This window comes from Pseudomonas sp. A (genome assembly GCF_056270345.1).
Genome location: NZ_CM149873.1, coordinates 4,678,115 through 4,702,636 on the forward strand (window position 1 = coordinate 4,678,115; position 24,522 = coordinate 4,702,636).

The following is a 24,522-nucleotide window of genomic DNA, read 5'->3' on the forward strand; positions in this document are numbered from 1 at the left end:
TGTGTTTGGCCGCCCGACGCGCAGGCGGCCCCCTGCCCCACCCGGCATCGCAGGGATGCTGGGGGGAAGTCTACTGCAACATGGGAGCGATAACCGGTTGGTCAGCCGTGCCGGGGAGGCTGCGCGGACCACTCGGGGTGAGCGTCGACGGCTTCGTCGGCCGCCGATGGCGCGCCGTCGAGGCGGCGCAGCAAGGTTTCGCGATCGCAGGCATGCTCCGACAGCGAGATGACCACGGTGGCCACGGCGTTGCTGGCCAGGCTGGTCAGGGCCCGCGCCTCGGACATGAAGCGATCGATACCGATCAACAAGGCAAGCCCGGCCAGCGGTATGTCGTGAATGACCGTGAGGGTCGAGGCCAACGCCACGAAGCCGCTGCCGGTCACGCCGGCGGCCCCCTTGGACGACAGCAGCATGATTGCCAGCATGGTTACCGTCTGCCCGAGGGTCAGGTCGATGTTGCAGGCCTGCGCGATGAACACGGCCGCCAGCGACAGGTAGATGGCGGTGCCATCGAGGTTGAAGGAATACCCGGTTGGCAGCACCAAACCCACCACGCCTTTGCGACAACCGAGCCGCTCGAGCTTTTCGAGCATGCGCGGCAGCACCGGCTCGGTGGACGAGGTACCCAGCACCACCAGAAATTCTTCGCGGAAATAGCGCAGCAGCTTCCAGAGGCTGAAGCCATGGGCGCGACAGATGCCGCCCAGCACAACCAGGACGAAGAAGGCGCAAGCGATGTACAGCGTGCCCACCAGCTTGGCCAGGGCGCCGAGGGAGGTGACGCCGTATTGCCCGACGGTGAAGGCCAGCGCACCGAACGCACCGACCGGGGCGAAACGCATCAGGTAACCGAAGATACGGAACACCATGATCGAGACCGACTCCAGCACCGCAAGGACGGGCCGGCCCTTCTCGCCCATGGACGACAGGGCGAAGCCGCTGAGTACGGCGATGAACAGCACCGGCAGCACCTCACCCTTGTTGAAGGCACCGATGAATGTCTCCGGAATGATGTGCATGAAGAAGTCGACCACGCCCAGTTTCGCCGCCGAGGCGGCGTATTGGCCCAGGCCCTCTGTACTCAGGGTGGCAGGATCGATGTTCATGCCGGCGCCGGGCCGGAACAGGTACACCGCCGCCAGGCCGATCACCAGGCTGATCACGGTCAGCAGCAGGAACAACAGCAAGGTCTTGCTCATCAGGCGCCCCAGGGAGCGCTTGTCGGTCATGCCGGCTATGCCGGTGACGATGGTGCAGAACACCACTGGCGCGATCATCATCTTGATCAACTTGATGAAGGCGTCGCCCAGGGGTTTGAGGGCAACGGCCTGTTGCGCCCAGAAGTGGCCGACCACCACGCCCAGCAGGACGGCGCAGAGGATCTGGAAATACAGGGATCTGGCAAGTTTCATGAGGCATCACCCATTGTTGAAATTGTGCGGATGCGCTTGTTGCTGAAGCCACGCTGATGGTGGCGGCGGCCTGGGTCTATCCCGCCAGCCTGCGCGAGGACGGGGCATAGACGAACCCTGAGAAAAGCCGACGGGCGGTACGCACCACCGATGCCTGCAGGGTCTTGCCATCGACGCCGCTACGCGACAGCGCCACGTCGATGCCACCACTGGGATGTTCGATGCGCACCTGCTCCAAGTGTTGTGCCCCCTCGCCGAGCAGGTCGCCGACCACCGTACCGGCGCTGACGCAAGCCGTGGCCAACCCGACGGCGCCGGTGATCGCCAGGGCCCGGTGGCAATTGTGCGGCATGAAATAGCGCACCTGCACTGTACCGTCATGCCGAGGTGGCGCGACCAGCACCGGCTTGGGAATCACCATGCCGCTGACATCACCCAGGCCCATGGCCTTGCCAGCCTTCAGGCGCAAGGCTTCCAGGCGCTGCAGCAAGGCATTGTCGGCATCCAGCTCGGCCGGGGTTTCCGAGCCGGTCACGCCCAGTTGCCGGGCGTCGACGATCATCATGGGCATCGCCATGTCGATGCAGGTGACCGGCACGCCGTCGATCACATCCTGAGGTTTGCCCGTAGGGAACAGCTTGCCGGTCTTGCTGCCCACTGCATCGAGGAACGTCAGGTGCACCGGGGCCGCCGTGCCAGGGACGCCGTCGATCGCCGTGCGCCCTTCGTAGCGCACGATGCCACCAGGCGTTTGCACCAGTGAATCGACGAAGGTTCCGGTATTGAGGTTGCGGATGCGTACCAGGGTCTTGCCGTCGTTGGCCTTGACCAGCCCTTGCTCGATGGCGAACGGCCCGACGGCGCACAGCATGTTGCCGCAGTTGGGCGCGGTGTCGACGCGCCGCTGGGCGACCATCACCTGGACGAACAGATAGTCGACATCGGCATCGGCGTGCAACGACGGGCTGATGATCGCCACTTTGCTGGTCTGCGGGCTGCCGCCACCGATGCCGTCGATTTCCAGCTCGTGTCCGGAGCCCATCAGGTTGATCAGCAACTCGTCGCGCTCGACCACGTTTGCAGGCAGGTCCCAGGCGTGGAAGAACGGCCCTTTGGAGGTACCGCCGCGCATGAGTACGCAAGGAATTCGTTGCATGATTTCGCACTCTTGTTGATCAATGGACATCATTGATGTTGTGAGCAAAAGAGTGACAGGGATGGATAAATCAATCCAATGCAAATATCGTAGTCATTATTGCGATGCAAGCATCAATAATCGAACGGCCCACTGAGCGATGCCTGATGGAATATGAACTGCAAGATATAAGATCTTTCGTGAAAATCGCCGAACTTGGCAGCTTTCACGAGGCTGCAGAAGCGCTGCACTTGTCCCAACCCGCCCTGAGCCGACGAATCAAGAAGCTCGAGGAAGGGCTCGGTACTTCGTTACTCGAACGCACTACGCGCCGGGTCAGCCTGACGAGCGTGGGTCGGGATTTCCTGCCCAAGGCCAGGCGCCTGCTGGATGATTTCGAGGATTCGATCCTGAGCATCCGCGAACTGGCCGAGCGCCAGACGGGGCAGGTCACCCTCGCTTGCATTCCCACGGCAGCGTTCTACTTTCTGCCCTCGGTGATCCGCGACTACAACGCGCAGTACCCGAAGATCCGCATCCGCCTGCTGGACCTCAGTGCCAACGATGGGCTGGAAGCCGTACTGCGCGCAGAGGCCGATTTTGGCATCAACATGATGAGTGGCCAGCATCCGGACATCGAGTTCGTCTCGCTGGTACAGGAGCATTTTGTGCTCGCATGCCGCCGGGACCACCCGTTGGCCAAGCGCGAGTCGGTGACCTGGGCCGAACTGGCCGACTACCGCTTGATCGGGGTCGGTCGCCTGAGCGGCAACCGCATGTTGCTCGATCATGCGCTAGCCGGCCTGAACCTTCGTCCTCAATGGTTCTACGAGGTCCAGCACCTGTCGACCTCGCTGGGCATGGTCGAGGCCGGGCTGGGGGTCTCGGCCATGCCTAGCCTGGCCATGCCCAGCGCCGACCATCCGACGTTGGTCAGCGTGCCGCTGGGCGAGCCGCAGGTCAGCCGCACGCTGGGCTTGGTGTTTCGTCGCGGTGCGTCGCTGTCGCCGGCGGCCGAAAAGTTCGTATCGATCCTCTTGCAGCAATGGCCCAATCGCTGACCCCTGGACCGATGGCATGCCGGATCCGCGCAAAGTTCATCAGCACCTGCGCCGCGGAGTGCATAACGTATGCGGCTGTTGACCGCCCTTGAAATCCAGGGTGCTCTGTTCACTTGTCCCTGCGGAGTTTTCCTTGGCCTCGCCTGCTCATGAACGTTCGCTCGATGGGTTGAATTTTTTCCTGGCCGATGTCCGTGATGGGCTTGGGCCCTACCTGGCGATCTACCTGCTGGCGGTGCACCATTGGGAGCCCGGCAGCATCGGCCTGGTCATGACCTTGGCCAGCGTCACGGCATTGCTGACCCAGACGCCAGCTGGCGCGCTGATCGACAGGACCACGGCCAAGCGCGCCGTGATGGCCATCGCCGCGCTGCTGGTGACCGGCAGTTGCCTGGTGCTGCCCTGGGTCACCAGCGTCGCGCTGGTGACGTTGACCCAAGCCATCAGCGCGCTCGCCGGTTCCGTGTTCGCACCGGCCATCGCTGCCATTTCACTGGGCCTGACCGGGCCCCGGGCATTCACCCGGCGCATGGGCCGCAACGAAACCTTCAACCATGCCGGCAATGCCTGCTCGGCGGTGCTCGCCGGCGGGCTGGCCTACCTGTTCGGACCGGTGGCGGTGTTCTACCTGATGGCGGCGATGACTGTGGCCAGCCTGATCGCCATCAGCCGAGTGCCGGCGACAGCCATCGACCATGACCTCGCGCGCGGCCTTGACCCGCGGCCGCCGGGCCAGCATGCCCACCCCGCCGGCCTTGCCGTACTGTTGCACAATCGCCCCTTGCTGCTGTTCGCCGTGTGCTGCGCGCTGTTCCATCTGGCCAACGCGGCAATGCTTCCGCTGGTGAGCCAGAAGCTGGCTCAGGCCAACCTGCAGTTGGCCACGCCGCTGACCTCGGCGTGCATCGTCGCGGCGCAGCTGGTGATGGTGCCCATGGCGCTGCTGGCCGGCGCCAGGGCCGACCGCTGGGGACGCAAGCCGCTGTTGCTCGCCGGCTTTCTGATCCTGCCGCTGCGTGGCGTGCTTTACGTGATGTCGGACGATCCGTTCTGGCTGGTGGCCGTGCAATTGCTCGATGGCATCGGCGCCGGACTGTTCGGGGCATTGTTCCCGGTAGTGGTCAAGGACCTCACCCAAGGCAGCGGGCGCTTCAATGTCAGCCTTGGCGCATTGTCCACGGCCTTCGGCCTGGGCGCGGCGCTAAGTCCCGGTGTCGCGGGGCTGGTGGTACAGTCCGCAGGCTACGACGCGGCATTCCTGACATTGGCGGGCATCGCGACTGCAGCGTTGCTTCTGCTTTGGCTGGCCATGCCGGAGACCCGCCGACCTGCCAGCGATGCCAACGCCGAGCAAGCCCCTCCCCTTCACTCCCCTTCCGGAAACTGAGTCCTCGCATGCCTGTCGCTGAGTCATCCCTGATCATCTGGTCGGTTGCGGCCGCGGCCACCGCCCTGGTCATCCTTCGGCCGGGACGCGTGCCCGAATATGTCTGGGCGATGGGCGCCGCCTTAGGGCTGACGGCCTGCGGCCTGATCCCATGGCGCCTGGCCTTGGCGGCAATCGCCGAAGGAGGCGATGTCTACCTGTTCCTGACCGGCATGATGGTGCTGGCCGAGCTGGCTCGCCAGGAAGGCTTGTTCGACTGGCTGGCCAGGTACGCGGTGCAGCATGCCAGGGGCTCGGGCCAACGCCTGTTCGACCTGGTATTCCTGGTCGGTACACTGGTCACCGTGTTCCTGTCCAATGACGCCACCGCTGTGGTGCTGACACCGGCCGTGTATGCGGCGTGCAAGGCGGCCAAGGCCGAGCCGCTGCCCTACCTGTTCATCTGCGCCTTCATCGCCAATGCCGCCAGCTTCGTGCTGCCCATCTCCAACCCGGCCAACCTGGTAGTCTTCGGCAGCCAGATGCCACCGCTGCTGGAATGGCTGCGCCAGCTCACCCTGCCCTCGCTGGGCGCCATCGCCATGACCTACCTGGTACTGCGCGTGACCCAGCGCAAGCGCATCCGTCAGCCGCTGGCCGTGGCCATCGAGATGCGCCCCCTGTCGGCCGGCGCCCGGCTTTGCGCGCTGGGCCTGATGTTCACCGGCACCCTGCTGTTGACGGTATCGGCACTGGACGTGCCGCTAGGGCTGCCGACATTTTGCGCAGGCATGGCCACCACCGGGTTGATCCACCTGCGTCAGCGGCGCAACCCGGCGGCGTTGCTGCGTCACGTGGCCTGGGGGGTCCTGCCCTTGGTCGCAGGATTGTTCGTGCTGGTGGAAGCCGTGGCCCACACCGGCGTGATCGACCGTCTTGCCCAATCGTTGGCCGCCCTGGCGCAACAGTCGGCAGGCACGGCAAGCTGGACGGCGGGCGTGACTGCGGCCGTGGCCAGCAACCTGATGAACAATCTGCCCACCGGCCTGATCGCCGGTTCCATCGGCCACCTCGTCGAACTGCCCCGGCAGACCACCGCCGCCTTGCTTATCGGCGTCGACCTGGGACCGAACCTGTCGATCACCGGCTCCCTGGCCACGCTGCTGTGGCTGGTGGCGATCCGCCGCGAGGGCGAGCATGTCGGCGCATCGAGTTTCTTGCGTCTGGGCGTGCTGGTAATGCCCCCGGCACTGCTGGCGGCACTGTTGCTGCTGGCCGTCTGAACCCGGCCTTCAGAACACCACCGAACGCCGCTGCTCCGCTGTCGCCACCACCCTGCCGCGCTTGAGCACCATCAGCCGCGCGGGCAGGTCGAGGATCACGTCGCTGACACGGTGGGTGTCCATCAGCACCAGGTCCGCGTCGTTGCCCACCGCCAAGCCATGGCTCTGCAAACCCAGGGCCTTGGCCGGGTTGCTGGTGAGCATCGGCAGCACCGTGGCCTGGTCGTCCGCCCCGCCCAGGTGACAGGCGGGGATGGCCAGCTGCGCGATATGCAGCAGGTCGCCGGTGCCGTAGGGAGTGAAGGCATTGCGGATGTTGTTGGTGGCCAGGCACACGTTCACTCCGCCATCGCGCAAGGCTCGCACCGGGGTCAGGGTGCGCCGCACATTGTGGCTGTCGCCACGGGCGCCCAGGTGCAGGTCGGTGGCCGGCAAGCACATCACGCTGATGTCGGCTTCGCGCAGCAGCGCGATGATACGCGACTGGCGCGCTGGTTCGACGGCCGCCAGGCTGGTCAGGTGGCCGACGCTGACGCGCCCTTGGTAGCCTGCCGCGATGGTCCGGCGGGCCACGTATTCGATGGTCATCTGCTCGGCGTCATCGGCGAAGTCCTGGTGCAGGTCGATGTCCTTGCCATAGCGCTGGGCCAGGTCGAAGACGAAATCAATGTGCTCGTGGGGCGATACGTCGTTGTAGGGAATGCCGCCGACCACATCGGCGCCCTTCTCCATCGCCTCGACCATCATCGCTTTCATGCCGGGCACCTTGAGGATGCCTTCCTGGGGAAAGGCGACCACCTGGATATCGATGACATCGCGGAATGTTTCCCGTAGCTCCAGCACCACATCCAGGCCCGTGAAACCCTGGGCGGGGTCGAACTCGGCGTGGGCACGGACATGGGTGGTGCCGGCCTGCACCAGCGCGCGCAACACCTGCGTCGAGCGCTCGCGGATGTCTTCGCGGGTGAGCGTGGGCTTGAGCTCGGCGGTGACGGCGATCGCTTCCTTCAAGGTGCCGGAGCGGTTGGCCTTGCGTTGCATGACATTGGCTTTTTCCAGGTGCAGGTGGCCTTCGACGAAGCCTGGGATCAGGACATTGCCATTGCCTTGGATTTCCTGGGTTGCCGTTGCGGTGATCGTCGGGGCGATTTCAGTGATCTTGCCGTTGTGCACGGCCACATCCATCAAGGGTTTTGCATCGTCGATGCGGACATTTCTGATGATCAGGTCCATGCCGTCGTTTCTCGTAATCAGTCATTACGGTCGACACCCTGTACTCGCGATGTTGGACAACGCGGTGGATGGCACCGGCCTTGCCGGTGTTCGCGGGGCAAGCCCGCTCCTACAGGGGGCCAATATCGTCTGTAGAAATGGCCCGGCCACCCTGTGGAGACCGGGCCATGTCCCTATGGGCGAATCAGAACGGTTTGGTCGGCAGGTACTTGCCATCCAGGGTGATCACAGCGCGGGAACCGCCTTCCGGATCATCGACCTTCTTCACATCCAGCTTGAAGTTGATGGCGCTGATGATGCCGTCGCCGAACTTCTCGTGGACCAGCGCCTTGAGCGTGGTGCCGTACACCTGCAGCATCTCGTAGAAGCGATAGATCGTCGGGTCGGTCGGCACGCCACCTTCGATACTGCCGCGCAGTGGGATGGTCTGCAGCAGTGCGATGCCGTCGGCGTCCAGACCGAGCTTGTCACCCACCACCTGGGCGGCGCTGGCCGGCAGCGGGTGCTGGCCCAGCAGCGCGGCGGTGACGAAGGCTTCGGACAGGCCGGTGCCATCGGTGATCTGGGCGAACGACAGGTCCTTGCGGGCCTTGGCCAGGAGGATGACCTCGCTCAGGGCAAGACGGGCGTTCTGGCTGATTTGCGACTGGATCATGGGAGTGTCTCCTTGGGTTGAAAATCGGGTTCAGGCAACGTGCCGGGAAGCGTGGGAAACAGCGCGGACGTCTGGATTGTCCGCCAGGGATACGAACTGGCCGGTGCGTCCGTCGAAGGCGTCGATGCGGCCGCTCTCGATGTCGTAGATCCAGCCATGCAGGGCCACGCGGCCCTCTTCCAGGGCCAGGCGCACCGAGGGGTGGGTCTGGATGTTGGCCAGCTGGGCGATCACGTTCTCTCGCACCATGGCCTCGACCTTGGCGTGAGGGGTTTGATGCGGGCGGGCTTCGTTGACCACACGGGCGGAGTCGGCGTAGCGCAACCAGCCGGCCACGGCGGGCATGTGGTCCAGGCACTTGCAGGTGGCGATGGCAGTCATGGCGCCGCAGTCGGAGTGACCGCAGATGACGATATCGGCCACTTGCAGGGCGGCGACGGCATACTCGACCGAGGCCGACACCCCGCCGGGTTCAGGGCCGTAGGACGGCACGATGTTGCCGGCGTTGCGGATGACGAACAGGTCGCCCGGCTCGCGCTGGGTGACCAGCTCGGGCACCAGGCGGCTGTCGGAGCAGGAGATGAACAGCGCCCGCGGGCTTTGCTGGGTGGCCAGGTCCTTGAACAGCTTGACTCGCTCGGGGAAGGCGTCGCGCTGGAACTTCAGGAAGCCGTCGATGATGTCTTGCATGGCTGATGCCTCAGTGTCGCGGTGTGTGAGGCAAAGGTTAGGCGGTGCGTTACATAAGGTAAAAGTCTCATTTATGATGAATGGCATCAGATTATCTTATGGAGAGAAGCATGCTCGCCCGGCATATCCAGTACTTTCTCGCGGTCGCGCAACACCATAGCTTCACTCGGGCGGCGGCAGCCCTGCACGTCTCCCAGCCCGCGCTTTCGCAGCAGGTCAGGCAACTGGAGGAAAGCCTGGGGGCGCAGTTGTTCGATCGCTCGGGGCGCACGACTCGGCTGACCGATGCCGGCGAGGTCTATCTGCGCTATGCGAAACGGGCGTCGCAGGAACTGCAGGAGGCCAGGCGCGCGATCCATGATGTGAGCGACCTCAGCCGAGGGTCATTGCGGGTGGCGGTGACGCCGACCTTTACCAGCTATCTGGTCGGCCCCTTGGTCGAGGCCTTCCACAGCCGGTACCCGAATATCACCCTGAACTTGCGCGAAATCGCCCAGGAGCACATGGAGGAACTGCTGCTGGCGGACGAACTGGATGTCGGTATCGCCTTCGATGAGCCCCACGCCCAGGACATCGACACCTACCCATTGCTGGTCGAGACACTGGCGCTGGTGGTCGGCAGCCAGCACCCATTGGCCCATGCACGCGCCATCGGGCTACAGGCGCTGAACGACGAGTCGATGATCCTGCTCAGCGCCGAATTCGCCACTCGGGAGCAGATCGAGCGCTATTGCCGGCAGCACGGCATACGCCCGCAGGTGCGGATGGAGGCCAATGCTATCGGCGCGGTCATCGAAGTGGTGCGCAGGACGACGCTGTCGACGCTGCTCCCCGCCAACATCGTCCTGGCGCATGACGACCTGACCGCCATCGCCCTCGACCCCTTGCGCCTGCAACGCACGGCCGTGCTCATGCAGCGCAGGGGTGTCTACCAGACCGCGGCGGCGCAGGCCTTCCTGGCGCTGGCCAAGGAAGTGGCCGCACAGCTGGAGCGCAGCTGAGGCTCAGCTCAATTGCGCAATCAGCACCGCATTGGTGTAGATCAGGCTGCCATCGCTGGCCCGATGCCCGACCAGATGGAACTGGCCCCGCTCGTCGTCGCTCAGGTAGACACGCAGGCGGCAGTCGGACAAGGGGCCATAGCCTTCAGGCAAGACCAGGTTCAGTGTGTCCATGTCGACATCCACCATCGCTTCGCGCTCGTGGCTCTGCTGCAGGCGCTCTTCGGCCTGCTCCAGCGCCGTGTGGGCGGCGCCCTGGATGTCAAAGTGGATGTCGCCCACCGGGGTGGACCTGCGGTCACCGTCACCTTTGCACCAGCCTTCGATCGTCAGGGTACTCATGATCAATCCTCATGCTGTGGAGCGTTTCTGATCACTGCTGAAGGGGTTGACCCTGACGGGAATCGAATCGTTCAGGTTTCCGGGGTACCTCCCGCTCAGGGCGCGAGCACGATGCCACGGGCTGCTTCGGCCGGATCACCGGCACCGCGCTCGAGCAGATAGCGCGCAGGCGGCTTGCCCATGGCCTTGCGGAACATGGTGACGAAGCCACTGGCGCTTTCGTAACCCAACGCCAGGGCCACCGCCTGCACACTCTCGCCCTTGGCAAGGCGTTGCAACGAAAGGATCACATGAAGCTGCCGCCGCCAGCGGCCGAAACTCATGCCGACTTCCTGCAGCAACAGCCGGCTCATGCTGCGCTCGCTCATGCCGATGCGCCGGGCCCATTCGCCGATCGGCGCTGTGCTCGCCGGGTCGGCCAGCAGTCGCTGCGCCAGCTGGCGCAGCCTGCGGTCCTGGGGCATGGGCAGGTGCAGGTCCTCGACGGGGGCGGCGCACAATTCGTCCAGCAACGTGGCGATCAGTCGCGCCTCGGGCCCGCGCTCGGCGTACAGCGCCTCGAAGCCCGTCGCCTTGAGCAACAGTTCGCGCAACAGTGGCGACACCGCCAGCGTGCAGCAGGTGGTCGGCAGATACTCGACCGCCTCCGGCTCGACGAACAGGCAATGGCATTCGGTTTCTCCCGAGCCACGGGTCGAATGCAGCAGCCCCCCTGGGATCCACACCGCGCACTGCGGCGGCACGATCCACACCCCGGTCTCCACCTCACAGTTGAGAATGCCGCGCACCGTGTAGATGAACTGCGCCTTGCGATGACGGTGAGGGGCAAGCTCCCAGTCCTTGCCTACGCGGGACGCGCACAAGGCGATGACCTGACGTGGAATGCCATCGACATCCCATGGGCTGGCCAGGGTTTCGGGGGTGATTGATTCCACGATGCTGCTCATTGCTCGAAGCTGACGCATTGGCCGAAATGAAAAACAGAATGACAAGATTTCGCAATGACGTCCATGAGTCACGTGGTTATCGTGCATCTGGGTCGCCGATGTCGGTTTTCCAGAACGGCGACCACGCATCAACACACGCAGAGGATCAGACAGATGCTTTTGGATTCCACCTATTTCCCGCTGGTCTGGATGGATACCGGTAATACCACCATCGATACCCGCGATGAAGGTTTCGCAGCCTTCGAAACGCTGCTGGCAGGCGCCGAACCGTTCGTCTTGCTGGACGCGGAACGCGCCAGGCAAAAAGCCAATGGACATACCCATGACGAACAGAAACAACTGTCACTGTGGATGAAGCGCCACAAGGCCGCGCTGCGCACCTACGTCCGGGGGCAGATCCTCATCGAGCCGGATGCCGACAAACAGGAGGCCGCTCAATTGTTCGCAGCCAAGTTCGAAGCCTTCTGGGGCTACCCCCTGCATATCGTCGCCACCCAGGAAGAAGCCTTCAAAGTGGCGAACCAGCTGCTGGCGAAGTGAACACAGGGAGGGCTCGCCATGGGTCTGGTCGCAATCAACACCGTCGAGATCATCCCGGCCATCGGTTCGGCAGCGGTGCTCCAGGAGAGGCTGGAAGGCTTGTTGGAGGTGTTGAACCGTACCTCGGGATGCGTGGTGTACAGCCTCAAGTACGCAGCCTTGCCGAGTGAACGCTGGATCATCACCGGCCACTGGGACTGTGTCGAACAGATGACCGCGCACTTCAAGCTACCGTGCCTGGCCATGCTCTTCGATCTGACCGCGCAACGGCTGGCGACGGGGCTTTGCTTCCGAACGTTCAAGGCCATGGCGCATTGAGCGATCAGGTGGCGCCATGGAAGGCCTTCGCCAATGCCGCCTGCATGTCCCGCGCCTGCGCCCTCAATGCCTGGCAAAACGGTTCCAGCACCGCCGATGCCGGGCGCAGCTCCGGCCGGATCAACATCACCTGGTACGGCACCGAGAGGCTCAAGCGGCGAATCGGCAAGCCCCCCTGCCCCGCTTCCAGCCCGCTTAGCGGATTGATGATCGCCACCCCCAGGCCCTGCCGGACCATCGCGCACACCGACGCCGCGCTGGTGGTCTCGATGATCGTGCGTCGGTTCACCCCTGCTTCGCGGAAGTGCCGGTCAAGCTGTTGCCGGTAACTGTCCAGGCTGGCCAGGTTGATGAAGTCGACCTCGTGGAAATCCTGCAGCGCCAGCACCGGCTTGGCCTGCAATGGGTGGTCTTCGGGCAGCACGCAGACCATGTCGGCACTGAACAGCAGCTCCCCGACCGCGCCCCGTGGCACCTGCGCGGTTTCGGTCAGGCCGAGGTCGTGCTGCTGGGCCACCAGCGACTCCTCCAGCAGCGGCGACTCCTGCGCGGTGATGCTCACGCTCACGCCGGGGTGTTGCTGGTGGAACGCCTTACAGGCCTTGGGCAGCAGGGTTTGCGAGAACAGTGGCAGGCAGGTGATGGCCAGCCGGCCCTGTTCGAAGTTGCGGATGGCCTGGGCGAAGCGATCGATGCGCTCCAGGCCGACGAAGGCGCGCTCGACCTCCTCGATCAGCAGCAAGGCCTGGGCCGTGGGTGCCAGGCGCCCGCCTTCGCGTTCGAACAGGTTCAAACCGGTGACCTGCTCCATGCGCGCCAGCTCGCGACTGACGGTGGGCTGCGAGGTGAACAGCAGGCGCGCGGCGCCGGTGACACTGCCGGCAGCCATGATGGCGCGGAACACCTCAATGTGGCGGATGGAGAGTTTCATGGGGGCATGCAACACCTGAACGTTTGGCAGGGACCTGTAGGAGCGGGCTCGTCCCGCGAACACCGGCAACGCGGTGGATGGCACCGGCTTTGCCGGTGTTCGCGGGACGAGCCCGCTCCTACAGCAGTCGAATGTATATCAAATACGGATGACCTTCTGAAAATTATCTATTTTTATGAATCATCCAACTCACTCAAGATCGGTGCATCCATTACAAGGAACACCACCATGACCACCACCCTCCTGGCCCAGGCCGTCCGCCAACACGGCTCCCCGCTGTGGGCCTATGACGCCCAGACCATCCACCAACGCATCGACCAGTTGCAGCAGCACTTCGACACGGTCCGCTTCGCCCAGAAGGCCAACCCCAACCTGCACGTCCTGCGCCTGATGCGCGAACGTGGCCTGGTGCTCGATGCCGTGTCGCTGGGGGAAATGGAGCGGGCCTTCGCGGCCGGGGCGACGGTGGACGGTGACCCGGCCGGCGTGGTGCTGACCTGCGACGTGCTGGACCAGCCGACCCTGGCCCGAGTGGTAGAGACGAAGATCGAAGTGAACGCCGGTTCCATCGACATGCTCCGTCAGCTGGGCGAGCACTCCCGTGGGCACCGGGTCTGGTTGCGCATCAACCCGGGCTTCGGCCATGGCCACAGCCGCAAGACCAACACCGGTGGCGAGAACAGCAAGCACGGCATCTGGCACGAGCAACTGCCCGAGGCGCTGGCTTGCGTGAAAGAAAACGGCCTGCACCTGGTCGGCGTGCACATGCATATCGGCTCGGGCGTGGACTACGAGCATCTGGAACAGGTGGCCGGCGCCATGGTCGGGCTGATCGGCAAGCTGGGCGTGGACATCGAGGCCTTCTCCATCGGTGGCGGGCTGTCCACGCCATACCGCAGCGACGACCAGCCGGTGGACCTGCAACGCTACGCCCGCACCTGGGCGGTGGCGCGGGCGGAAGTTGAAACCATGCTCGGCCATCCCGTGCGCATGGAAATCGAGCCGGGGCGCTTCCTGGTGGCGGAGTCGGGTTGCCTGGTGGCCGAGGTGCGTGCCGTCAAGCAGATGGGCGACCGGAACTACATACTGGTCGATGCCGGCTTCAACGACCTGATGCGCCCGGCGATGTACGGGGCCTACCACCGCATGAGCCTGTTCGATGCCGTGGGCCGGCCAGTGAGCCGTCCGCTGCAACCGACCGTGGTGGCCGGGCCGCTGTGCGAGTCGGGGGATGTATTTACCCAGAACGACGAGGAGCTGACCCCGCAGCAACTGCCAGAGGCCAAGGTGGGTGACCTGCTGGTGATTCATGACGCGGGGGCTTACGGGGCTTCGATGTCGTCGAACTACAACAGCCGCCCGTTGCTGCCTGAGTTTCTGGTCGAGCAGGGCAACCTGCGCATGATCCGTCGGCGCCAGACCGTGCAGGAGCTTTTGGCACTGGAACTGGGTATTTAGCGCCCAGCTCTACCTGTGGGAGCGGGCTTGCCCCGCGATACGATGCGTGGCACCGGCTTCGCCGGTGGTCGCGGGGCAAGCCCGCTCCTACAGGGCCGGCGTCACCAGCCGGTACCCTACCCCCGCCTCGGTGACGATGAACCGCGGCGCCGTGGGGTCATCCCCCAGCTTCTGCCGCAGATGCCCCACCACGATGCGCAGGTAGTGGGTGTCGTCCACATGGGTCGGCCCCCAGATGTCCTTCAGCAGCTGCTGCTGGGTGATCACCCGCCCCGGGTGCCCGGCCAGTTGCGCCAGCAGCGCATACTCCTTGCGCGTCAGCGCCACTTCCACGCCATCCAGGGTCACCTTGCGAAAGGCGAAGTCCACTACCAATGGCCCGAAGCTCGCGGCAGACGTCGCACTACCGACCTGCGGCGCCTGGCGCAGCAAGGCCCGCACCCGGGCCAAGAACTCCTGGATGCCGAATGGCTTGGTCACGTAGTCGTTGGCCCCGCCATCCAGTGCATCGACCTTCTGCACCTCACTGGCGCGCACCGACAGCACCATCACCGGCACTGCGCTCCACTCACGCAGCTCGCGCAGCACCTGCTGGCCGTCCATGTCCGGCAGGCCCAGGTCGAGCACCACCAGGTCGGGCTTGTTCAGCGCGGCCTGGGCCAGGCCCTCGCTGCCGGTGGCGGCCTCGAGCACCTTGTAGCCCTGGGACGCCAGGCTGATGCGCAGAAACTTGCGGATCTGCGGCTCGTCGTCGATGACCAGCAGGGTGGCGGCTTGGCTCATGGGGCTTCACTTTCGGTTTCAGGTTGAGTGGGCAGCGGCAAGCATAAAGTGATGCAGGTGCCGTGACCATCGATGCCGTCATCGACCAGGATGCGGCCGCCATGGGCGCCGATCATGCCCTGGCAGATCGCCAGGCCCAGGCCGGTGCCCTGCCCGCCGCGGTCGCCGCGGGCGGCGGTGTAGAACATATCGAAGATCTTTTCGCGCTCGTCCGGAGGAATGCCGGGGCCTTCGTCGGCGACGGCGAAGCACAGCTGCTCGTCGCGCACCGAGACCTGCAGCTCCAGGCGGCCCTGCGGCGGGGAGAAACGGGCGGCGTTCTCCAGCACGTTGATCAGCGCCTGCTCGATCAACGCCGCGTGCACGAACAGCAGCGGCAGCTCCGGCGGCACTTCGGTGTGCACGCGCAGGGGCGCCAGCACCACGCGCAGGCGATTGAGGGCACTGCCGACGATATCGGCCGGGGCCACCCAGTCGCGGGCCAGCTTGAGGGTGCCGTGGCCCAGGCGGGTCATGTCCAGCAGGTTCTGGATGTAGCGATCCAGGCGCTCGGCTTCGTTGCGGGTGCCTTCGAGCAGTTCGCGGCGGTCGTCCGGGGGAATCGCGTCGCCCAGGGCCAGCAGGCTGTCGATGCTGCCGCGCATGGAGGTCAGCGGGGTGCGCAGGTCGTGGGATACCGAGGCGAGCAAGGCGCTGCGCAGTTGCTCGGTTTCGCCATGCAGGCGCGCGGCTTCCAGTTGCTCGCCAAGGCGTGCGCGGGCCAGGGCCTGGGCCAGGGGTTGCGCCAGGGCCTTGAGCAGACGGCGGCGCTGGGCACTCAGCGGCTCGCCATCGCGGGGACGTATGCCGAGCAGCGCCAGGGGTTGCTCTTCCACGGCCAACGGCCACCACCACCAACGACCGTGAGGCAAGGTATCGCTGCCAAAGCCTGCGGCCTGGCCATGCTGCCAGGCCCATTCGGCGGCGGCGCGCTCGTTGTCGGTGAAGGCATGGTTGCCACCGCTGGCGACTTGCAGCAAGCCATCGGCACTGCGCTCCAGCAGGCACACCTGCACGTCCTGCCAGCCGTCCATATGCTGGCCGGCGGCGCTGAACACGGCCTGGCGGTCGGTGGCCACGGTCAGGCGGCGCGACAGGTCGAGCAACTGGTTGGTTTGCGCCTGGGTCTCGCGCAGGGCCTGCAGCTGACGGCGCTGGCGGGCGGCAAGATTGCCGGTAAGCGCGGCCATCAGCAGGAAGAACACCAGGGTCAGCACGTCTTCCTCGCGCTGGATGGCGAAGGAGAAGTTCGGCGGAATGAACAGGAAGTCGTAGGTCAGGAACGACAACGCCGCGCAGGCCAACGCCGGGCCCAGACTGCTGCGCACCGCCACCAGCAGCACGGCGGCGAGGAACACCAGGGAGATGTTGGGCAGCGCCAGCATGCTCGACACGGCCCAGGCCAGGCCGGTGGCCAGCACGGTGGCGAACAGCGCCAGCAGGTAGTGGCGCCATACCCACACGCGCTTGACCGCCGCCCGCGCCGGTTGCGGTTGGGCGTCGCGGTCGAGGACGTTGATCTCAAGGCCGTGGCTTTCGCGCAACAGGCGCGCGGCGACGCCGGCGCCGAAGAAGCGCCGGCGCAGCAGGTCGCGGGACTGGCCGACCAGCACCAGGCTGGCCCGGCGTTCGGTGGCGTGCTGGATCAGCGTACGGGCCACTTCACCGGCACGTAGCAGCACCACTTCGCCGCCCAGGCGCTCGGCCAGTTGCTGGGCGGCCTGCAGGCGATGGCGGGCGGTCTCGTCGCGCAGGCGGCCGTTGTCCACATGCACCACGCTCCACGGCAGATGCCGGCGCTGGGCCACACGGCAGGCGTGGCGCACCAGACGCTCAGCCTGGTCGTCGCCATCGATGCCCACCAGCAGGCGCCCACGCAAGGCAGGGGCTTCCTGGCCGCGCTGGCGGTAGCCGCTGGCCAGGTCCGCGTCGACCTGGGCGGCGGCGGTCTGCATGGCCAGCTCGCGCAGGGCGGTGAGGTTGGTCTGGGAGAAATAGGCCTCGATGGCCGCCCGCGCCTGCTCGGGCACGTAGACCTTGCCCTCGCGCAGGCGCTCGAGCAACTCGCGGGGCGGCAGGTCGATCAGTACCAGCTCGAAGGCTTCCTGCAGCACCCAGTCGGGCAGGGTCTCGCGCACCTGCACGCCGGTGATGTCGCGGACCTTGTCGTTGAGGCTTTCCAGGTGCTGGACGTTGACCGTGGTGTACACATCGATGCCGGCGGCGAGCAGCTCCTGCACGTCCTGCCAGCGCTTGGCGTGGCGGCTGCCGGGGGCGTTGGTGTGGGCCAGTTCGTCGACCAGCACCAGAGGTGGCGCGGCCTTGAGCAGGCCGTCGAGGTCCATTTCCTCAAGCATCACGCCGCGGTATTCGCTGCGCAACAGCGGTTGCTGAGCCAGGCCGCCGAGCAGGGCCTCGGTCTCGGCGCGGCCGTGGGTCTCGACCACCCCGGCCACCACGCGCACGCCCTGGCGTTGCTGGGCGTGGGCGGCCTGCAGCATGGAAAAGGTCTTGCCGACCCCGGGCGCGGCGCCGAGAAATACCTTGAGCCTGCCCCGGCCTTCCCGGGGCAGGCCCGCCAACAACGCGTCGGCGCGGGCGGAGTCACTCATGCTTCATCCTTCACTAATTACCAATTTTGGCCTGCTACGCAGGCCTTCGCGGGTAAACCCGCTCCCACAGGTTCGGCACAACTCTGAAGGTCAGCGCAGTACCTGTGGGAGCGGGTTTACCCGCGAAGGGCCGCACAGCGGCCCCGACTTCAATGGCTCGGTGCCAGGCGCTCAAGCGCCTGGTTCAGCGCCAGCACATTCACCACCGGTGGCCCGACCAGTGGTCGCAGGGTGGCCTCATTCACCAGCGCTTGCAAGCGCTCCTCCGAGACCTGCCGCGCCGCCGCCACGCGCGGCAGCTGGTAGGCGATCGCCGCTGGCGGCAGGTGCGGGTCCAGCCCACTGCCCGAGGTGGTCAGCAGCGCCTGGGGCACCGGCCCCTGCTGTGCCTGATATTGCGCGGCGGCATCGGTCCTGACCCGCTCGGCCAGCGCCGGATTGCTCGGCGCCAGGTTGCTGGCGCCGCTGGCCACGGTGGCATAGGCACCCGCCGAAGGCCGCGACTGGAACCAGGCGTCGCCCTTGAACTCCTGGGCAATCAGCGCCGAGCCACGCACCTCACCGCGCTCGTCGTGCACCAGGCTGCCATTGGCCTGGTCAGGGAAGGCGACCTGGGCAATACCGGTCACCGCCAGGGGATACAGCGCGCCGGTGATCACGGTCATCAGCAGGACCAGGCTCAGGGCCGGGCGTACATAAGCAGTCATGTCAGTCTCCTCAGACCAGGTGCAGCGCAGTGAGCAGCATGTCGATCAGCTTGATCCCGGCGAACGGCACAACGATGCCCCCCAGCCCGTAGATCAGCAGGTTGCGGCGCAGCAGGTGGGCGGCGCTGGCGGCCTGCACCCGCACCCCGCGCAAAGCCAGGGGGATCAGCACGATGATGATCAGCGCGTTGAACACGATGGCCGAGAGGATCGCGCTCTGCGGGCTGGCCAGGTGCATCAGGTTGAGCACGCCCAGCTGCGGGTAGATGGCGGCGAACAGCGCCGGCAGGATGGCGAAGTACTTGGCCACGTCGTTGGCGATGGAGAAGGTGGTCAGCGCACCGCGGGTAACCAGCAGCTCCTTGCCCACCTGCACCACGTCCAGCAGCTTGGTCGGGTCGCTGTCCAGGTCGACCATGTTGGCGGCCTCGCGGGCGGCCTGTGTGCCGTCGTTCATGGCCATGCCCACATCGGCCTGAGCCAGCGCCGGGGCGTCGTTGGCGCCATCACCGCACATGGCGACCAGACGGCCGTCGTTCTGCTCCTGGCGGATGCGCGCCAGCTTCTTCTCGGGGGTAGCTTCGGCCAGCACGTCGTCCACGCCGGCCTCGGCGGCGATGGCGGCGGCGGTCAGCGGGTTGTCGCCGGTGACCATCACGGTGCGGATACCGAGCTTGCGCAGTTCGGCGAAGCGCTCGCGGATACCGGGCTTGACCACGTCCTTGAGATGGATCACGCCGAGCAGGTGCGTGTCGACGCACACCAGCAGCGGAGTGCCGCCGCTCTGGGCGATGCGCTCCACTTCACGGGCCAGGGCGGCAGGCAGCTCCAGGCGTTGCAAGCCACAGAAGGCCAGCACCGCGTCGACGGCGCCCTTGCGGTAGCGGCGCTGCTGGAAATCGATGCCCGACAGGCGGGTCTCGGCGCTGAAGGCGATGGCTGTGTACTGCTCGACCGAAGGCTCGGCGAAGTCATGCAGCTGGCGCAGGTACTCGACGATCGACTTGCCCTCGGCGGTATCGTCGGCCAGCGAGGCGAGCAAGGCGCCCTCCCCCAGCTCCTTGGCGGTCACGCCCGAGGCGGCATGCAGGGCACTGCAACGACGGTTGCCGAAGGTGATGGTGCCGGTCTTGTCGAGCATCAGGGTGTGCACGTCGCCGGCTGCTTCCACCGCACGACCGGAGCGGGCGATCACGTTCAGGCGCACCAGGCGGTCCATGCCGGCGATGCCGATGGCCGACAGCAGGCCGCCGATGGTGGTGGGGATCAAAGTCACCAGCAGCGCGGCGAGGAAGATCAGCGGCAGCTCGCCACCGGCGAAGCGGGCGAACGGCTGCAGGGTGACCACCACGATCAGGAAGATCAGGGTCAGGCCGATCAGCAGGATGTCCAGGGCAATCTCGTTGGGGGTCTTCTGGCGCTTGGCGCCTTCGACCAGGGCGATCATGCGGTCCAGGGTCGACTCGCCCGGATTGCTGGTGATGCGGATCAGCAGCCAGTCGGAGACCAGGCGGGTGTTGCCGGTGACCGCCGAACGGTCGCCGCCGGACTCGCGGATCACCGGGGCGGACTCGCCGGTGATCGCCGACTCGTTGACCGCGGCGATGCCTTCGAGCACCTCGCCGTCGCCGGGGATCATTTCGCCGGCCACCACGCGCACCACATCGTCCTTGCGCAGCTGGGTGGCGGCGACGCTCTCGAAACTGCCGTCGCTCTTGCGGCGCTTGGCGGTCAGGCCCTGGCTGCCGGCCTTGAGGCTGTCGGCGCGGGCCTTGCCGCGGCCCTCGGCCAGGGCTTCGGCGAAGTTGGCGAACAACACGGTAAACCACAGCCAGACGGCGATCTGCACCGCCACGCCGGTACTCACGCCGCTGCCGGGCACCAGGCACAGCACGGTGGTGAGCACGGCGGTGAGGGCCACCACCAGCATCACCGGGGCGCGCTTGAGCTGGCGCGGGTCGAGCTTGACGAAAGCCTGGACCAGCGCCGGGCGCCACAACGCGCTGAAGCGGGTCTGGTCCTTGGCGCCTTGACGCGCCTTCACTTCGGGAATGGGCATGTTCATTGTGTATTCCTCAGAAACCCAGGCTCAGGTGTTCGGCGATCGGCCCCAGGGCCAGGGTCGGCAGGAAGGTCAGGCCACCGACCAGCAGGATGGTCACCAGCAGCAGCGTGGTGAACAGCGGGCCGTGGGTGGGGAAGCTGTTGATGCCTTGCGGCGCGCTCTTCTTCGCCGCCAGGCTGCCGGCCAGGGCCAGCACCGGCAGGATGTAGCCGAAGCGGCCGATCAGCATGGCCAGGCCGATCATCACGTTGTGGAACACCGTGTTGGCGCCGAAACCGGCGAAGGCCGAGCCGTTGTTGGCGGTGCCGGAGGTGTAGGCGTACAGCAGCTGGCTGAAACCGTGGGCGCCGGGGTTGGTCACCGCGCCGGCCGGCCCTGGCAGGCTGGCGGCGATGGCGCCGAGGATCAGCACGCCCACCGGCATCACCAGCAGGCTCGCCACCAGCAGTTGCACTTCACGGGCCTGGAGTTTCTTGCCCAGGTACTCCGGGGTGCGGCCGATCATCAGGCCGGCCAGGAATACCGCGATCAGCACGAACAGCAGCATGCCGTAGAGGCCGGCGCCGACGCCGCCGAAGATCACTTCGCCAAGCATCATGTTGACCATCGCCACCATGCCGGTAATCGGGTTGAGGCTGTCGTGCATGGCGTTGACCGAACCGTTAGAGGCGGAGGTGGTGGTCACCGTCCACAACACGGAGCCGGTGGTACCGAAGCGGCTCTCCTTGCCTTCCAGCGGCGCGCTCTGCTGTACCTGGGCGCTTTCCAGGGCCGGGTTGGGCTGATGTTCCGACCACAGCGCGGTGCTGCCGCCGATCAGGAACAGCGCCAGCATGCAGGCGATGATCGCGCGGCTCTGGCGCAGGTCCTTGACGTAATGGCCGAAGGTGAACACCAGGGCCACCGGAATCAGGATGATCGAGGCCACCTCGAACAGGTTGCTCCAGGCCGTGGGGTTCTCGAACGGGTGCGCCGAGTTGACACCGAAGAAGCCGCCACCGTTGGTGCCCAGCTGCTTGATGGCGATCTGGCTGGCGGCCGGGCCCAGCGGGATGGTCTGGTCGGTGCCTTGCAGGGTCACGGCGTGGACGTAGTCGGCAAAGGTCTGCGGCACGCCCTGCCAGACCAGCAGCAGCGCCAGCACCAGGCACAGCGGCAACAGGCCGTAGAGGGTGGCGCGGGTCAGGTCGACCCAGAAGTTGCCCAGGGTGGTGGCCGAGCGACGGGCGATACCCCGGCACAGGGCGACCAGCACGGCAAGGCCGGTGGCGGCGCTGACGAAGTTCTGCACGGTCAGGCCGATCATCTGGCTCAGGTAGCTGACCGAGGCTTCACCGCTGTAGGCCTGCCAGTTGGTGTTGGTCATGAAACTGACCGCAGTGTTGAACGCCAGCGACCATTCCTGGCCCGGCAGGTGCTGCGGGTTGAGCGGCAGGCTGCCCTGCAGTTGCAGGACACCGAACACCATCAAAAAACCGACCAGGTTGAAAGCCAGCAGGGCCAGGGTGTACTGCTTCCAGCTCTGCTCCTGGTCGGCGCGCACGCCGGCAACGCGGTAGCAGCCCCGCTCCACCGGGCCGAGGAGCGGCGACAGCCAGGTGCGCTGGCCTTCCATCACCTTGTAGTAGAAGCGACCGAGCCAGGGCGCCGGCAGCAGCACGATGGCGAAGAACGCCAGCAGCAGCAGGTAATCGTAACTGTGCATGGTCGCCCCTTAGCCGCGGTCGGCGCGCAGCAGCGCCACCAGCAGGTAAACCGCCAACGCCACCGCCAATAGCAGTGACAGCCCGTCGAGCATGTACATGAGTGAATCTCCCCTTGGTGCGGCGTGAGGGCCGCTTTGGGGAAATTGTCCGAGGGAGGGGCGTAAAGGGGCGAGATCGGGGGTGGGGTCAGGGCATAAAGAAAGCGTAAAGATCAGATACACCGGATCGCTTCACGGGCCCATTCGCGGGTAAACCCGCTCCCACAGGTGCTGCGCCAAGCTCAAGGGCTGCGCTGTACCTGTGGGAGCGGGTTTACCCGCGAAGAGGCCCGAAAGGTCAACGTTGCGGCGTGTGCTGCGCCGAATTGCGGCTCCAGTCCAGCAGCAGGCTGTACCCCACCGCCAACAGGGTCGGCCCGATAAACAGGCCAATGAAACCGAACGCGATCAGGCCGCCGAACACCCCCAGCAGCACGATCACCAGCGGCAGGTTGCCGCCCCGGCTGATCAGGTAGGGTTTGAGCACGTTGTCCACGCCACTGATGATGAACGTGCCCCACACCCCCAGGAATACCGCCATGCCGTAGTCACCCTTCCATACCAGCCAGGCGGTGGCGGGGATCCAGGCCAGCGGCGGACCCATGGGGATCAGGCTGAGCATGAAGGTCACCAGGCCCAGCACGATGGCCCCCGGCACGCCGGCGATCAGGAAGCCGATCAGCGCCAGCAGGGCCTGGGCCGCGGCGGTACCGATCACGCCGTTGACCACCCGTTGCACGGTGCCGGCCACCAGGTCGACGTAGTACTCGGCGCGCTCGCCCACCAGCCGTTGCAGCAGACGATGGACGAAAGCTGCCAAGCGTGGCCCGTCGCGGTAGAAGAAGAACACGAACACCAGGCTCAGGGTCAGCTCCAGCACCCCGCCGCCGATCTGCGCGCTGCGCGCCAGCAACCAGTTGCCGACCTGGCCCAGGTACGGCTTGGCCGAGGCCAGCAAGGCCGCGCCCTGCTGGTCGAACGACTCCCACCAGCTCACCAGGCGCTCACCGACGAATGGAATGCCCGCCACCCAGGCGGGCGCGTCCGGCAGGCCATCGACCTGCACGTCGCGAATGAACGCGGTGGCATCGCGCACATGGTCGGCCAGGTTGAAACCCAGCCACACCAGCGGCAGCGCCACCAGCAGGATCCACACCGTGGTCAGCAGGCTCGCGGCGAGGGTTTCGCGCCCACCCAGCACACGGGTCAGCAGGCGCATCAGCGGCCAGCTGGCAAAGGCCAGGATGGCGCCCCACAGCAGCGCCGAGATGAACGGTGCCATCACCCACAGCGCGGCCCCCAGCAGGGTCAGCAGCAGGATCTGGATCAACAGGCGGTCATTGTTGGCCATGGTGGCGCTCACTCAACGGATCAGTTCCAGGTGCAGGCCCTCGGTCGGGGCGTCACCGACCTCCAGCCGCGCGCTGCGCACGCCGGCCTTGACCAGCTGCTCGCGCCAGGCCTCGGCGCCCTTGCCGCTGAGGCTGACGCGCAGGGTGCTGTCGAGGTTCAGGCTGCGGGCCAGCAACGTTGCCCAGGTAGCCTGGGGCTCGGCCAGATCAGGGTAGTCGAGCTTGCCGGTATCGCGCAGTTCGCGCAGCACCGTGGCGGCAGTGGGCAGCAGCTCGCCCAGCGGGCTGCCGGCGACGAACTCCTCGACATGCAGATAAGCACGGCGGTTGCCGCGAGTCACGCTGTACAGCGCCACGAGGGTGTCGGCTTCCTCGGCTGAGCGACGCAGCAGGATGAACGCTTGCTGCTCGTCACCGCCATTGAGCCGGGCATTGGCGAACACGTCGTTGGCCCACAGGCTGGCCTCGCCGCAATCGCGGCCCTGGCACCAGAACAGTGGATAGCCGCCCTCCTGCTGCAGGGCCTCGCGGGCGCTGGTGAAAGCTTCGCGGGCGCTGCGCTCGACCGGCAGCTCATAGGTCACCGAGCTGACCTGGCCACGGCTCTCGACCTTGTCGTCGACCCGCAGGCGGCCGCTGATCTTGCGCAGCGGTCCCATGGGGTAGACCCGCTCCTGCTCCACCGCCGGGCGCTGGTCGACCACCTTGGCGTCAGGCGGTACCGGCAGGCTGCCGGCCCACAACAGGGGGCTGGCGATGGCGAAGCAGGCGGCAATGGCGCCGCGAACGAAAACAGGTGCGCTCATCGACCGCCCTCACAGGTGGCGGGGCAAGGCGCGTGGATG

Annotated in this window: 23 protein-coding genes; 7 read left to right on the forward strand and 16 right to left on the reverse strand. The window is 66.0% G+C overall.

The annotated features are described in order from the left end of the window. Positions 1-101: 101 nt before the first annotated feature. Positions 102-1,415, reverse strand: a complete 1,314-nt coding sequence (gene dctA / locus AC0MAZ_RS20965) for a C4-dicarboxylate transporter DctA (protein WP_028690501.1) — start codon at positions 1,413-1,415, stop codon at positions 102-104. Positions 1,416-1,491: 76 nt separating this feature from the next. After that, positions 1,492-2,571, reverse strand: coding sequence for a 4-oxalomesaconate tautomerase (locus tag AC0MAZ_RS20970; protein ID WP_028690500.1), 1,080 nt, complete (start codon positions 2,569-2,571; stop codon positions 1,492-1,494). 146 nt (positions 2,572-2,717) lie between these two features. Here AC0MAZ_RS20970 and AC0MAZ_RS20975 point away from each other — a divergent pair, with 146 nt between their 5' ends. The 3 genes from AC0MAZ_RS20975 (at position 2,718) to AC0MAZ_RS20985 (ending at position 6,260) form a co-directional block, all read left to right on the forward strand. Beyond that, the gene (locus AC0MAZ_RS20975) at positions 2,718-3,611 is read left to right on the forward strand and encodes a LysR family transcriptional regulator (protein ID WP_028690499.1); all 894 of its coding nucleotides are present in this window, start codon (positions 2,718-2,720) and stop codon (positions 3,609-3,611) included. A 133-nt stretch (positions 3,612-3,744) separates the two neighbouring features. Next, positions 3,745-4,998 (forward strand): MFS transporter, encoded by a 1,254-nt coding sequence (locus AC0MAZ_RS20980; protein WP_254464451.1) that lies wholly within the window; start codon positions 3,745-3,747, stop codon positions 4,996-4,998. A gap of 8 nt (positions 4,999-5,006) precedes the next feature. Next, positions 5,007-6,260, forward strand: coding sequence for an arsenic transporter (locus AC0MAZ_RS20985; protein ID WP_475859036.1), 1,254 nt, complete (start codon positions 5,007-5,009; stop codon positions 6,258-6,260). Between the two features lie 9 nt (positions 6,261-6,269). On the opposite strand, the gene AC0MAZ_RS20990 is transcribed toward AC0MAZ_RS20985, so the two are convergent. From AC0MAZ_RS20990 to AC0MAZ_RS21000, 3 genes are all read right to left on the reverse strand, one after another. After that, positions 6,270-7,493, reverse strand: coding sequence for an amidohydrolase family protein (locus AC0MAZ_RS20990; RefSeq protein WP_475859037.1), 1,224 nt, complete (start codon positions 7,491-7,493; stop codon positions 6,270-6,272). A 184-nt stretch (positions 7,494-7,677) separates the two neighbouring features. Continuing rightward, positions 7,678-8,148 (reverse strand): cyanase, encoded by a 471-nt coding sequence (gene cynS / locus AC0MAZ_RS20995; RefSeq protein ID WP_186714928.1) that lies wholly within the window; start codon positions 8,146-8,148, stop codon positions 7,678-7,680. Between the two features lie 30 nt (positions 8,149-8,178). After that, positions 8,179-8,838 (reverse strand): carbonic anhydrase, encoded by a 660-nt coding sequence (locus AC0MAZ_RS21000; protein WP_186733909.1) that lies wholly within the window; start codon positions 8,836-8,838, stop codon positions 8,179-8,181. A gap of 110 nt (positions 8,839-8,948) precedes the next feature. Between AC0MAZ_RS21000 and cynR the strand changes: the two genes are divergently transcribed. Next, the gene (gene cynR, locus AC0MAZ_RS21005) at positions 8,949-9,839 is read left to right on the forward strand and encodes a transcriptional regulator CynR (RefSeq protein ID WP_475859040.1); all 891 of its coding nucleotides are present in this window, start codon (positions 8,949-8,951) and stop codon (positions 9,837-9,839) included. Between the two features lie 3 nt (positions 9,840-9,842). Here cynR and AC0MAZ_RS21010 read toward each other — a convergent pair whose 3' ends face one another. Both AC0MAZ_RS21010 and AC0MAZ_RS21015 read right to left on the reverse strand, forming a co-directional pair. Then, the gene (locus AC0MAZ_RS21010; protein WP_110738724.1) at positions 9,843-10,181 is read right to left on the reverse strand and encodes a hypothetical protein; all 339 of its coding nucleotides are present in this window, start codon (positions 10,179-10,181) and stop codon (positions 9,843-9,845) included. Positions 10,182-10,276: 95 nt separating this feature from the next. Beyond that, positions 10,277-11,116: an AraC family transcriptional regulator gene (locus tag AC0MAZ_RS21015; protein WP_475859042.1), complete on the reverse strand. Its 840-nt coding sequence runs from the start codon at positions 11,114-11,116 to the stop codon at positions 10,277-10,279. 165 nt (positions 11,117-11,281) lie between these two features. On the opposite strand from AC0MAZ_RS21015, the gene AC0MAZ_RS21020 reads away from it, so the two are divergent. Next, positions 11,282-11,668, forward strand: a complete 387-nt coding sequence (locus AC0MAZ_RS21020) for a hypothetical protein (RefSeq protein WP_475859043.1) — start codon at positions 11,282-11,284, stop codon at positions 11,666-11,668. An 18-nt stretch (positions 11,669-11,686) separates the two neighbouring features. After that, complete coding sequence (locus AC0MAZ_RS21025; protein WP_234560528.1) at positions 11,687-11,986, forward strand: hypothetical protein; 300 nt, start codon at positions 11,687-11,689, stop codon at positions 11,984-11,986. Positions 11,987-11,990: 4 nt separating this feature from the next. Here the strand turns inward: AC0MAZ_RS21025 and AC0MAZ_RS21030 are convergent, their stop codons facing one another. Further along, positions 11,991-12,917 carry a LysR family transcriptional regulator gene (locus AC0MAZ_RS21030; RefSeq protein WP_232856364.1) on the reverse strand — a complete coding sequence of 309 codons (927 nt, stop codon included), beginning with the start codon at positions 12,915-12,917 and terminating at the stop codon, positions 11,991-11,993. A gap of 228 nt (positions 12,918-13,145) precedes the next feature. On the opposite strand from AC0MAZ_RS21030, the gene lysA reads away from it, so the two are divergent. Continuing rightward, positions 13,146-14,375 carry a diaminopimelate decarboxylase gene (lysA, locus tag AC0MAZ_RS21035; protein ID WP_475859045.1) on the forward strand — a complete coding sequence of 410 codons (1,230 nt, stop codon included), beginning with the start codon at positions 13,146-13,148 and terminating at the stop codon, positions 14,373-14,375. 87 nt (positions 14,376-14,462) lie between these two features. Here lysA and AC0MAZ_RS21040 read toward each other — a convergent pair whose 3' ends face one another. The 8 genes from AC0MAZ_RS21040 to AC0MAZ_RS21075 all read right to left on the reverse strand — a co-directional run bounded on the left by AC0MAZ_RS21040 (position 14,463) and on the right by AC0MAZ_RS21075 (position 24,483). Beyond that, positions 14,463-15,158, reverse strand: a complete 696-nt coding sequence (locus tag AC0MAZ_RS21040) for a response regulator (protein WP_475859046.1) — start codon at positions 15,156-15,158, stop codon at positions 14,463-14,465. Continuing rightward, entirely contained in the window at positions 15,155-17,809 is a 2,655-nt protein-coding gene (locus AC0MAZ_RS21045) for a DUF4118 domain-containing protein (protein ID WP_475859048.1), read from the reverse strand. Before AC0MAZ_RS21045 ends, AC0MAZ_RS21040 begins: the two co-directional genes overlap by 4 nt. 149 nt (positions 17,810-17,958) lie before the next feature. Further along, positions 17,959-18,516, reverse strand: a complete 558-nt coding sequence (kdpC, locus tag AC0MAZ_RS21050) for a potassium-transporting ATPase subunit KdpC (protein WP_475859050.1) — start codon at positions 18,514-18,516, stop codon at positions 17,959-17,961. Between the two features lie 10 nt (positions 18,517-18,526). After that, positions 18,527-20,581, reverse strand: a complete 2,055-nt coding sequence (gene kdpB / locus AC0MAZ_RS21055) for a potassium-transporting ATPase subunit KdpB (protein ID WP_203651838.1) — start codon at positions 20,579-20,581, stop codon at positions 18,527-18,529. 10 nt (positions 20,582-20,591) lie between these two features. Next, positions 20,592-22,286 carry a potassium-transporting ATPase subunit KdpA gene (kdpA, locus tag AC0MAZ_RS21060; RefSeq protein ID WP_475859052.1) on the reverse strand — a complete coding sequence of 565 codons (1,695 nt, stop codon included), beginning with the start codon at positions 22,284-22,286 and terminating at the stop codon, positions 20,592-20,594. Between the two features lie 9 nt (positions 22,287-22,295). Further along, on the reverse strand, positions 22,296-22,385 hold the full coding sequence (gene kdpF, locus AC0MAZ_RS21065; RefSeq protein ID WP_011534724.1) for a K(+)-transporting ATPase subunit F: 90 nt from the start codon (positions 22,383-22,385) through the stop codon (positions 22,296-22,298). A gap of 238 nt (positions 22,386-22,623) precedes the next feature. Next, positions 22,624-23,676 (reverse strand): AI-2E family transporter, encoded by a 1,053-nt coding sequence (locus AC0MAZ_RS21070; RefSeq protein ID WP_254464442.1) that lies wholly within the window; start codon positions 23,674-23,676, stop codon positions 22,624-22,626. Positions 23,677-23,688: 12 nt separating this feature from the next. Continuing rightward, positions 23,689-24,483: a DUF4892 domain-containing protein gene (locus tag AC0MAZ_RS21075; RefSeq protein ID WP_203651834.1), complete on the reverse strand. Its 795-nt coding sequence runs from the start codon at positions 24,481-24,483 to the stop codon at positions 23,689-23,691. Positions 24,484-24,522 lie beyond the last annotated feature (39 nt).